At 49.8% G+C, this 11,122-nt stretch carries 11 protein-coding genes; 2 read left to right on the forward strand and 9 right to left on the reverse strand.

Annotation, left to right across the window (positions count from 1 at the left end; translation table 11 throughout):
- Positions 1–16: 16 nt before the first annotated feature.
- Positions 17–943 carry a methionyl-tRNA formyltransferase gene (fmt, locus tag ACTHSN_RS08155; RefSeq protein ID WP_440365241.1) on the reverse strand — a complete coding sequence of 309 codons (927 nt, stop codon included), beginning with the start codon at positions 941–943 and terminating at the stop codon, positions 17–19.
- A 134-nt stretch (positions 944–1,077) separates the two neighbouring features.
- A complete protein-coding gene (gene def / locus ACTHSN_RS08160; protein WP_003678675.1) occupies positions 1,078–1,581 on the reverse strand; it encodes a peptide deformylase in 504 nt (167 codons plus the stop codon).
- A gap of 234 nt (positions 1,582–1,815) precedes the next feature.
- Here def and ACTHSN_RS08165 point away from each other — a divergent pair, with 234 nt between their 5' ends.
- A complete protein-coding gene (locus ACTHSN_RS08165; RefSeq protein ID WP_070461188.1) occupies positions 1,816–3,081 on the forward strand; it encodes a LysM peptidoglycan-binding domain-containing protein in 1,266 nt (421 codons plus the stop codon).
- A 308-nt stretch (positions 3,082–3,389) separates the two neighbouring features.
- Here the strand turns inward: ACTHSN_RS08165 and ACTHSN_RS08170 are convergent, their stop codons facing one another.
- On the reverse strand, positions 3,390–4,805 hold the full coding sequence (locus ACTHSN_RS08170; protein ID WP_070461187.1) for an OmpP1/FadL family transporter: 1,416 nt from the start codon (positions 4,803–4,805) through the stop codon (positions 3,390–3,392).
- Between the two features lie 176 nt (positions 4,806–4,981).
- Positions 4,982–6,454, reverse strand: coding sequence for a pyruvate kinase (gene pyk / locus ACTHSN_RS08175; RefSeq protein ID WP_070461184.1), 1,473 nt, complete (start codon positions 6,452–6,454; stop codon positions 4,982–4,984).
- A gap of 214 nt (positions 6,455–6,668) precedes the next feature.
- Between pyk and ACTHSN_RS08180 the strand changes: the two genes are divergently transcribed.
- Positions 6,669–7,172, forward strand: a complete 504-nt coding sequence (locus ACTHSN_RS08180; protein WP_070461180.1) for a hypothetical protein — start codon at positions 6,669–6,671, stop codon at positions 7,170–7,172.
- A 65-nt stretch (positions 7,173–7,237) separates the two neighbouring features.
- Here ACTHSN_RS08180 and ACTHSN_RS08185 read toward each other — a convergent pair whose 3' ends face one another.
- The 5 genes from ACTHSN_RS08185 to pyrB all read right to left on the reverse strand — a co-directional run bounded on the left by ACTHSN_RS08185 (position 7,238) and on the right by pyrB (position 10,774).
- Positions 7,238–7,366: a hypothetical protein gene (locus ACTHSN_RS08185; protein ID WP_264081748.1), complete on the reverse strand. Its 129-nt coding sequence runs from the start codon at positions 7,364–7,366 to the stop codon at positions 7,238–7,240.
- A 23-nt stretch (positions 7,367–7,389) separates the two neighbouring features.
- The gene (locus ACTHSN_RS08190; RefSeq protein ID WP_070461177.1) at positions 7,390–8,253 is read right to left on the reverse strand and encodes a GNAT family N-acetyltransferase; all 864 of its coding nucleotides are present in this window, start codon (positions 8,251–8,253) and stop codon (positions 7,390–7,392) included.
- A gap of 275 nt (positions 8,254–8,528) precedes the next feature.
- Positions 8,529–9,194 carry a hypothetical protein gene (locus ACTHSN_RS08195; RefSeq protein ID WP_070461175.1) on the reverse strand — a complete coding sequence of 222 codons (666 nt, stop codon included), beginning with the start codon at positions 9,192–9,194 and terminating at the stop codon, positions 8,529–8,531.
- A 190-nt stretch (positions 9,195–9,384) separates the two neighbouring features.
- Positions 9,385–9,843, reverse strand: a complete 459-nt coding sequence (gene pyrI / locus ACTHSN_RS08200; RefSeq protein WP_003684689.1) for an aspartate carbamoyltransferase regulatory subunit — start codon at positions 9,841–9,843, stop codon at positions 9,385–9,387.
- A gap of 10 nt (positions 9,844–9,853) precedes the next feature.
- Positions 9,854–10,774: an aspartate carbamoyltransferase gene (gene pyrB, locus ACTHSN_RS08205; RefSeq protein WP_070461172.1), complete on the reverse strand. Its 921-nt coding sequence runs from the start codon at positions 10,772–10,774 to the stop codon at positions 9,854–9,856.
- Positions 10,775–11,122: the final 348 nt, after the last annotated feature.

The raw sequence follows: 11,122 nt of genomic DNA on the forward strand, positions 1-11,122 counted from the left end.
GTTGATTTCCAGCCTGTTACAAAACCGTTCCGACTTCAATCATCCGGCCTGCCGCAAATGCCTGTATGCTCATGCGTTTGCTGCCGGAAGGCTGCAACTCGGTAATGTTCAGCGCATTTTCACCGCACGCCACCAGCAGGCCGTCTGAAGTGCAAGACAATACTTCGCCTGCCTTACCCTGTTTGGCCACGACTTCGGCACGCCAGATTTTCAGCGGTTTACCTTGATACTCGACCCACGCGGCAGGTACAGGGTTGAAAGCACGGATTTTGCGCTCAATCACAGCCGCGCTTTCATTCCAATCAATACGCGCTTCTTCTTTGCTTAATTTTTGCGCATAAGTCACGCCCTCTTCTGGCTGCTTAACCGCATTCAGACGGCCTTCAGCCTGCAGACGCTGCAAGTCGGCAACAATCGCTTTCGCACCCAAACCCATCAACGCATCATGTACTTCGTTGGCGGTATCCATAGGTTGGATGGCGTAGCGGTGTTCGCTGACTACATCGCCGGTGTCCAAGCCGATGTCCATCTGCATGATGCACACGCCGGTTTCTGCGTCGCCGGCTTCAATCGCACGTTGAATCGGTGCCGCGCCGCGCCAACGGGGCAACAGCGAAGCGTGGATATTGAGGCAGCCGTGTTTGGGCGTATCCAACACATCCTGCGGCAAAATCAAGCCATACGCGGCCACTACCATCACATCCGCGCCTGTATCTTTGAGCATTTGCAGGGCTTCGGCGTTATTGCGCAACTTTTCCGGCTGCGCCACGGTCAAACCCAATTCCAAGGCAGCCTGTTTGACCGGCGATGCGGTCAGCTGCATGCCGCGGCCTTTTGGGCGGTCGGGCTGGGTCAACACCAGCGGAATTTCAAAACCTGCGACGGCGATGGCTTTCAAGGCGGCGGCGGCAAAATCGGGCGTACCGGCAAAGATGACTTTCATATTGTGTCCTTGTGGAAATGGTTTGAATGGCGCGTTGGGCAAACTGTTTCAGCTGAAAAGGCCGTCTGAAAGATTGAAAACCGAAGTCTGCCTTCTGTTTTGTCTTTTCAGACGGCCTTTAAGCGATGCTTAGGTCAGATGGTGTGTTTCTGACGTTTTTTCAGTTTGGTTTTGATGCGGCCTTGTTTCAGCTGCGACAGGTGTTCGACAAACACGATGCCCATCAGGTGGTCCAATTCGTGCTGCACGCAGATTGCCAGCAGGCCGTCTGCTTCCAGCGTGAATTTCTCGCCTTTTTCGTTCAAAGCTTCAACTTTGACGCGCTCGGCACGGGTTACGGTATCGTAAATGCCCGGCACGGACAGACAGCCTTCTTCGTAAGTCGTCTCGCCGTCTTTTTCGACAATGACGGGATTGATGAACACGCGCGGCTCGCTGCGGTCTTCGGTTAAATCCATCACGACGATGCGCTCGTGTACGTCGACCTGAGTGGCCGCCAAGCCGATACCGCGTGCTTCGTACATGGTTTCAAACATATCGGCAACCAATGTCTGGATGCGCTCATCGATTTTTTCAACAGGTTTGGCGACCGTGTGCAACCGTTCGTCAGGGTATTGGAGGATGTTCAGTAAAGCCATAATATTCTCGTTTTATAAAGCTGATGTGTGATTTTCATACAGATTTGGTTTCCGCCGCCACAATCTCCTGTCATGACAGCAACATTCAATGCTAAAATAACGCCGAAAAATGTTAAGATAGCGCGACGAAGGCCGTTCGTTATCGTATTGATGAATGGGCGGCAGTCTCGCAAACTCCAGCCTTCTCTGTTTATCATCTGAAGACAAACCGAATCGATTTCAAGGGGAACGGTTATGCAACAACGTATTATAACCCTGCTTTGCATGGCAGGCATGGCTATTTCTGCCCACACTCAGGCAGCTTCTTTAAAAATCCGCCCCAATGCGCCGCAACGCTACGTCGTTAAAAACGGCGATACCTTGTGGGGTATTTCCGGCAAATATCTGTACAGCCCATGGCAATGGAACCGCCTTTGGGGCGCCAACCGCAACGCCATCCGCAATCCACATCTGATCTATCCGGGTCAGGTGTTGGTTTTACGCTACGTCAACGGCCAGCCGCGACTGGGTTTTGAACACACTCAAACCCGTTCAGACGGCATTCCCGTGATCAAACTGCATCCGCGCGTACGCGAAACTTCCGGCTACGGTATTCCGACCGTCAACGTCAATCTCTATCGCATGTTCATGAAACATCCGCAGATTATCGCTCCAGAAGAAACCGCCAACACGCCGCGCCTGATTGCAGGCCCCGACAACCGCGTCCTCTACACGCAAGGCAACCGCGTGTACGCATACGGCCTGACCGAACCCGGCCGCTACCTGACCTACCGCGTCAATAAAAACATCACCGACCCGGAAACCGGCAAATTCCTCGGCCAAGAAGTCGTGTTCAGCGGCATCGCCAACACGCTGCCTTACACCGACTCCGCCTTGGAACACCGTACCCGCGCTTCTGACGAAAAACTCAAAAGCAACGAGTATTACACCCAAGTCAACAAAGTCATGAAGCTGCGCACCCAGTCCGCGCAACCTTTGGTTATCGAAGAAGCCGTTTCCGAAATCCGCAAAGACGACTATCTGCTGAAACTGCCCGAAGGCCTCGACAGCTTCAACGTGATGCCTCACGCCCCTGCCCGTCCGATTCAGGCCAAAGTCGTTTCCATCTTCGACGGCGTGGGCGAAGCCGGCCAGTTCCAAACCATTACTTTGGATAAAGGTGAACTCGACGGCTTGGACAAAGGCACGGTGGTCAGCCTCTACAAACGCGGCCGCCAAGTCCGTGTCAATCTGTCCAACAACCTGATTCGCAAGCCGAAAGACAAAGATACGGTTGAATTGGTTTCCATTCCGGCGGAAGAAATCGGTTTGGCAATGGTGTACCGCACATCCGACCATCTGGCCTCCGCCATTATTTTGGAAAGCCTGAACAGCGTTTCCATCGGCGATACCGCCTCCGAACCCGGCCGCGATTTGGACAATATGGCCGATGAAAAAACCATGGACAAACCGGCCGAAGACGAACAGGAAAGAGAAATCGAACTGGAAGTCCGCAGCTGATTGGGCTTTTTTAGCAACGATTCGATAAATAAAGGCTGTCTGAAAACCTGTTTTTCAGACGGCCTTTTGATTGCTGCCCATTAAATAAAATTGGTAACACGTTACTTAAAGCGCAAACAACACCTCATGTCTTCAGCTATTTATCGGCTATCCCCTTTTCTATCGTCTTCCCGTTCTGCCATTCCAATCAGCAATATGGAAACCCTAACACGCTATTTATTGCCTATTGATTGTTCCATCTATTCCTGCCAATCAAAAAGGCCGTCTGAAATCTTCAGACGGCCTTTTTATCCACCACTCAAATCCGATTATTTGAATTTGTAAGTGTATTGCAAGCCCAAGATGTCCGCTTTGTTTTTAAAGCGGGCAGAGGATACACCGCGGCTATCCACGTCGTTGCCGCTGGCTTTGCCGGTGCGGTAAACCGTGTCATTGATGTGGATATGGCTGTACGCCGCATCGATCACATGGTTTTTACCCAGTTGATATTTGGCACCGACGGAGAACCAGATACGGTTACCGTCAGGCAGGCTGTTCATGCGGTCTTCGGCGCTTTTAACCGGCGATTTGTCGAAAGCGATACCGGCACGCAGTTGCAATGGTTCGGTAACTTGGTAAGAGCCACCGAATGCGACTTTATAAGTGTTGCGCCAGTTAGGCGTAATGACGGTACGGTCGGATTGGCCGTTGACAACTTTTTTGGTGTTTTCAAACACCAGCTCGGCTTTGTTGAAGCGGCTGTGGCGTGTCCAAGTCACATCGCCGAACAAATTGGTTTTGTCGGTGGCGCGGTACATACCGTGAACAGACAAAGACTCAGGCGTAACGATTTTTACGCTGGCTTTTTCGTTCGGCACATAACCGCGTGCAGCCATTGCACCCAAATCCCAAGCGCGTTTTGCATATGCGCCGTCCGCTTCCCAATCGGCAGTGCCTTTCAGCGTATGCGATACTTTGGAACGATAGTTCACACCCACGCGTGCGCGGTCATTAATGTCCCACATCCACGCCAGTTGATAGCCGAAGCCCCAATCGTGGCCTTTTACATCGGCATGACCGTCAGCTTTGCCGGTCGCATCGACAGCAACGGGACGGCCTGCTTGACGGGAAGCTAAGCCGCTGGCCAACTGGCTGATGGCGCCGGAAGCATCCCAGTCGGAGTATTTACGCAATTCGGCTTTGGAATATTGGGCAATCAAACCGGCACCAACAGCGTGCTGCTCATTCAGTTTCCATGCGACTACCGGCTCGATGGCGATGGTGGTCAAACCCAATTTGTTGATGTTGTGGCGCAACACGGAATCTTTTTCGTATTCGGTTGCAGAGCCGAAAGGAACGTACACGCCCAAACCCAAAGTTACATCGTCGCTGGCTTTGTACGCGCCATAAACGTGCGGAGCAACGGTGGTTTCGGTAATTTTGCCGCTGGTCGAGCCGCTGACATCGGCACCCGTGCGGAAGTGTTTCGCAGATTCCGCCTCATAATGAATGCTTGGGAAAACGATATTGGCGTTGACGGAAATTTGGCTGCTGTCGATTTTGCTCAAACCGGCCGGATTGTAGAAAATGGTTGAGGCATCGGCAGCTTCGGCGGCGGCGGCGTTGGCCGTGCCTTGTGCGTTAACGGATTGTGTGCCGAAGTGGTAGCCGGAGGCTTGGACGGCAGTAGATAACAGTGCTGCGCTTAAAATAAATGCTGTTTTTTTCAGATTGAAATGAATCATTTTGGTTTACCGTGAAAGTAGCGGACAAAGAAAAAGGCCGTCTGAAACGTCCTTTATTGATTTAGTATAGGCACTCAATTCTATACTACATCATTATTTTTGCCTAATCTTTTCTTTTTTTACACAAAAAAAGCAGGCTAAAACAGCCTGCTTTTCCAATCATCGGATCACTGCAATTATTTAACCTGCAACACTTCCAACGTATTGGTCGAACCAGATTCGCGCATTTGCGAACCGCTGGTGATGATGTATTGGTCGCCGCCTTGGAGGATTTTGTGTTCTACCAGCATGGCTTCCACTTCGTTCAGCGCGGTATCGTGATCGGTACTGGTTGCCAAAATCAACGGACGCACGCCGCGGTACATCGCCATACGGCGTTGCGCTGAAACACTCGGCGTCAGGGCAAAAATCGGCAGGGTGATGTTGTGGCGGCTGACTTCGAAGGCGGTCGAACCGCTTTCAGTCAGGGCAACGATGGCTTTGGCGTGAACTGCGCGCGCCACGCTGACCGCACCGCCGGCAATCGCCAAGTTGGTGCTGACGGCTTCGGGATACTCGACCTGTTCGGCAACGCCGTTGAGCGAATCTTGTTCTTTTTCCGCAGCCGCACAAATAATCGCCATTTGGCTGACGGTTTCAAACGGATACGCGCCGACGGCGGTTTCGGCAGAACACATCACCGCATCGGTACCGTCCAATACTGCATTGGCCACGTCGCTGACTTCCGCGCGGGTCGGTACAGGGTTGGTAATCATCGATTCCATCATTTGAGTTGCGGTAATGCTGAAGCGGCGCAACTCACGGGCGCGGCGGATCATGCGTTTTTGCAGGGCAGGTACGGCGGCATGGCCAACTTCCACTGCCAAGTCACCGCGGGCAACCATAATACCGTCGCTGGCAAGGATGATTTCGTCCAGGTTTTCAATGGCTTCTACGCGCTCGATTTTGGAAACCAAACCGGGGCGTACGGCTGTACTGCCTTTCATTTCTTCTTCGACTTTGGCGCGTGCGATGTGCAAATCTTCGGCAGATTTCACAAAGCTGATGGCCAAGTAGTCGCAACCGATGGCAATCGCGGTTTTCAAGTCGCGGAAGTCTTTTTCGGTCAACGCACCGGCAGACAGACCGCCGCCGCGTTTATTGATACCTTTGTTACTTTTCAGCACATGGCTGTTTTCTACCCTTGTAATAATCTTACTTCCTTCAACCGCCTCAACGGTCAAGGTCAACAGGCCGTCGTCCAGCCACAAAACATCGCCGGTAGCGACGTCATTCGGCAAATCACGGTAGTCCAAACCCACCGCTTCGCGTGTACCTTCACCTTTAAGCGCGGCATCCAAAATTAAGGTTTCATCTTTATTCAGCTCAATGCTGCCGCCGGCAATTTTGCCGACACGGATTTTCGGGCCTTGCAAGTCGGCAAGAATAGCCACTTCCTGACCTGCGCGTTTCGCGGCTTCACGCACAATGCGGGCATTTTCTTCATGGAACTCCGGAGTACCGTGGCTGAAATTGAAACGGACGACATTAAGACCACCGACACGGATCATGTCTTCCAACAATTGTACATTGTTGCTGCCCGGACCCAGTGTGGCGACAATTTTGGTATTGTGGCTGATACGGGTTAAATCACGTTGCAATTGGCTCATGTAAACGTCCTTTCCTGTTGATTTCACGTTTGATAATGAAGAGGATTGTACTCTTAATGCAATAATGTTGGCGTAAAATTACATCATTTTCTGACTTAAACTAAATTTATTTTTGCATTAACCTACTTTCCTATCGGATACAATATACCCTCACGTCGTCATGTTTAATTTTTCAGACGGCCTCACTCATACTAATAGAATACTCAACTGATCCATGAAACGTTTTTTGACTCCGCTACCCATCGGCATCGTTTTGGCTGACCTGATCTACGGTTTCGTACTTAATGTCATGCAAGGCTTAAATTTGCAACAAACTGCCGCCAACCAGTCCGGTACAATTTCCGTTACGCCCGACATTGCCTTCAACAGCCTGCAAATCGTCGCCAACGGCGGCATGGTCTGCATTATCGGCTTCGGTTTGATTGTCTTGTTCCAACTCAACCGCGCCGTATTACGCCAACAAATCCTGCCCATCGGCATTTTCCGAACTCTCGGCCTGTTGGCTGTTTTGGCATTCAGCATTTCGTCTTTGTGGGAATGGTTGCATGCCGCTTTGTCGCTGCTTTCCGGGCACAATGTTTTAAACTTCAGCAACCCGCGTTATCTGGTTACCGCAGCCTGTATGCCCATCATCGCTTTCTTGTGCATCTTGCGCCTGTACAATTGGTATCGCCTGCATCGGACTGTTGCCACCGACGATACCTCCACTTCCCTCTAATCAAGCTGCAAAAAGGCCGTCTAAAACAGGAAAACCTATTTCAGACGGCCTTGTCATTATATATCTCAACGTTGATGGCTGGTTTCTACACCGGCCTTAATCTCGCCATACATTTGCGAGCTGCCTTGCCCGCTGCCTGATGCGCAGGCCGCCAAGTTCAGTGCCAAAACAGCCGCAGTCAAAATCTTCAACATGGGATTCCTTCTTTCCACAAAAATTATTTCGGATCGCAACGGAAATGGTAAGCGCAAATTTCAAATCCGTTTTTAAAGTAGAGACGATGCGCACCTGCACGGTCATGGTTAACATGGACATTCAGATGGATTTTAGTCGCGCCGGTTTCCGCACCGATTTTGCGCACTTCTTCCAACAAGCGTGAAGCATAACCTTTTTGGCGGCATTGCGGCATGGTTACGAGATCATCAATATGGATATGGTAACCACTGGCCAAGTTATGTGCAGTATGGAAACCGCATACGGCCACGGCATTTTGTTTGCCTTCTTCAAAAATACCCAGCAGGCGGTAGCCGGTTTTGCGCTGATGCTCGTTGATTTGCTCGACGAAACGGTGAATATCGGTCAAAGAAGAACGCAAAATGCTCAATGCCGCAAAAGCGGTTGCGGTTTCTTCCGGCGGAATTTCACGCAATACGCCAACCACAGGCGCGGCAGCTTGAGGCTCAGGCTGAGCATTAGCCGCTTCCGCACCCTCGGCTGCATGTTTTTCTTCAATCGCCTGCGCCAACAAAACGCGCTCGACCGGCACTTCGCCCTGCTGCTTGCTTTCCTGCTCTTTGAGTAAGGCTTTGCAGTCAATCACGCGCAAATCGTTATCCGCTGCAAAATCCATCAAAAAACGGAACATTTGCGGATTGTCTTCTTCCAGTTTTTTATCGACTGCCACACAACGGACATTGTCCACCAAAATCGGGCGCACCCAATTCGAATAGGAAAGGCGGTTGTCTTTGGTGAAGGAAGACAAAATACCGCACAGGCGCTCCGCCCAGTCGCTTGGTCGGAAAATCTTGCCTTTGCTGGTCGTACCATGGATCACAACTTCATAAGGATTACACACTAACATAAGCAGCTTCCTGAAAGTAAATGGCTGAAGGAATATTTCGCCAGTGCCAACATCAGAAAAAGTTCCGATACATAGCAACAGATGATTGAAAAAATATCAGTAAGGTTTTGAAATACGACAATGATGAGACGGCTTGCCAATCCTGACAATCCGTTTCGAATTCTTTGATTATTATACCCGATACGCCTCTTTTTCTTCAAAAATCATTTGAAAAATAACAACAGGCCGTCTGAAACCAAGTATTTCGGTTTCAGACGGCCTGCATATTTTGTATATCAATACAACAATTTCTTGCGGGGCTTTTGTTCGCCACCGGATTTAATTTCCGACAAGTTGAAATTCAGTATGCTCAAATCCAAAATGCTTTCTGAAGTGCATTGATCGCCAAAAGCATTTTCATAAGTGGCCTTCAGTTTCAACACGCCGCCAAATGTCTGGTCCGGCAATTCGGCAGCCAGCGCCAACATGCTTGCAAACACGCCGCCATACAATTCGCCCGATGCCAGCATATCCACACCGCCGGAAAACATCTCCAAGCGCATAACTGCATCGGCAACCAACTTGCTCGGCAAGTGATCCGGCAAAGGCTCTGCCTCAAAGCGTACATTCTTCGCCAAGCCCTTACCGCTATTGCGGACAACCAAAACCAATAAATCCGTTTGACCGTCAGAACGCTGCAACGTCGCATGCAAAACCGGATGAATGCTCTCTTTTTGAATCAGCTGCTCACGGTGCAACATCTTGCTTTTAGCTTTGGATCGCGCAGATACGACGGCCCAAATCAACCAAACCAATGCAACGGCAGAAATGGCTGTGACCAAAAGAGGAAGATTGGCCAAATAGGCTTGCTGATTAAACCAAACTTGTGCGGCTAAAAATCCGGCAAAGAAAATCAAGACGTATAAAATTGGGGCAAACCGGCTTTGTATGGATGAGTGCATAAGTTTTCCTACATTTCGTATCGCGTTATAAAAATAATGCCTTTTGAGCAAATGATGTCATTAACTCAGAAGGCATTATTTTAACGTAATTTTAACGCAATTTGCTTAATATCTTGCTTTTTATGAAACTGATGTATCAAGCAGACAACTCAAACCGCACAGCCGTGTTTTCAGACGGCCTGAGATTTTATCAGGCTTCGGCAACCGAATCACGCGAGAAGGTTTTTTCGCAATAATGGCATTTCAAACGTGTCTGACCATTATGTGAACGGACATAAAAGCGGCTGATGACCGGCTCGCCATGACTGGCACAATTGGTATTCGGGCAGCGGAATACTTCTGAAATTTCGTCCGGCAATGACAAATGCTGTTTGTCGATCACTTTAAACTGATCGATTTTGTTTACTACTGCTTCAGGGGCAAATAAAGCCAAACGGTTGGCCGCATTGGCATCCAACCATACGCCGCTGACTTTGATAATGTCTTTGCTTCCCTGCGTTTTACTTGGCAAATTAAAGCCGACTGTAACCGCGCTGCCATAATGCAGCAGCTTAAACTGTCTTAAAATGGCCAAGCCTTTACCGGCAGGAATATGATCAATTACCGTACCTTGTTCAATCGCTTCAACGCTGAGTTTTGAGTTTTCCATCTCTCGCTCCTTAAACTTCTTCGTTCAATACCAAAGACAAAATCGCCATCCGTGCATACACGCCATTGGTTGCCTGTTCAAAATAATAGGCATGAGGTGTTTTATCCACGTCCGGATGAATTTCATCTACCCTCGGTAAAGGATGCAAGACGCGCAAATTGGGTTTAGCATTCGCCAACATTTGCGCATCAAGATTGAATTTACCCTGAATTTTGGCAAATTCCTGCTCATCAAAACGTTCGCGCTGAACGCGGGTCATGTACAAAATATCCGCCCATTCGACCGCTTCTTCCAATCCGGGCAAAATTTGATAAGGGCACCCGGCTTCTTCCAGCTCTTCAGTGATATAGTCCGGCATTGCCAAGCTGGGAGGGGAAACAAACGCAAATTCACAACCCCAACGCTTCAGCGCCTGACACAATGAATGTACCGTACGGCCATATTTCAAATCGCCGGCCATCGCAATCTTCAAATTGCTCAAACTGCCCTGTGTTTCATAAATCGTGACCAAATCCAAAAGCGTCTGACTCGGATGTTGGTTGGTACCATCGCCGGCATTAATCACGGGCACGCTCGAAAACTCGGCCGCCACACGGGCCGCACCGTCTTTCGGGTGTCGCTGAATAATCGCATCCGTATAGCTGGAAATAATCCTCGCAGTATCTGCGAGCGTTTCACCCTTTTTCGCGCTGGTATTTGCACCATCGGAAAAACCGATAACTTTCCCACCCAAACGCTGTACCGCCGTTTCAAAAGACAAACGAGTACGGGTGGACGGTTCAAAAAAGCACGAACCAATCAATTTGCCTTCAAGCAAATCTTCACGAGGCTGCTTTTTCAACTTCAAGGCCGTCTGAAGCAGCAATTCGAGCTGCTCTGTCGTCAAATCTGAAATTGAAATAATATGTTGCCGATAAAGCGGATTAGGCATGACCATTCCTTCCCATAAAAAAGCCCGCAACAGGCGGGCGTTTCAAGCAAACCGATTCCATTGTTGCCCAACATCATCCCAGTGGACAATCACAACCATGTTTCTACCACACCCATGAAATCTTCCGCATTATCGCATATTTAACAGACGGCTGCTTCTTTCAAGTTTTCAGATTCTTTCAAGTTTTCAGACGGCCTGATACCTTTGCAAAATAACCCTCGGTACTCCACAGCTGAAACCCAAGCACAGGGATTCGGTATTTTCAGTTATTGCCCCCATTGGTCCAAGTCTTCATTGCCACTGCCCATACAAAGCCGCCCATCAACCCGAACCGGCAAACGGTTCAGC

It is taken from the genome of Neisseria sp. P0009.S010, from assembly GCF_051958545.1.
GTDB classification, from domain to species: Bacteria; Pseudomonadota; Gammaproteobacteria; order Burkholderiales; family Neisseriaceae; genus Neisseria; species Neisseria subflava_A.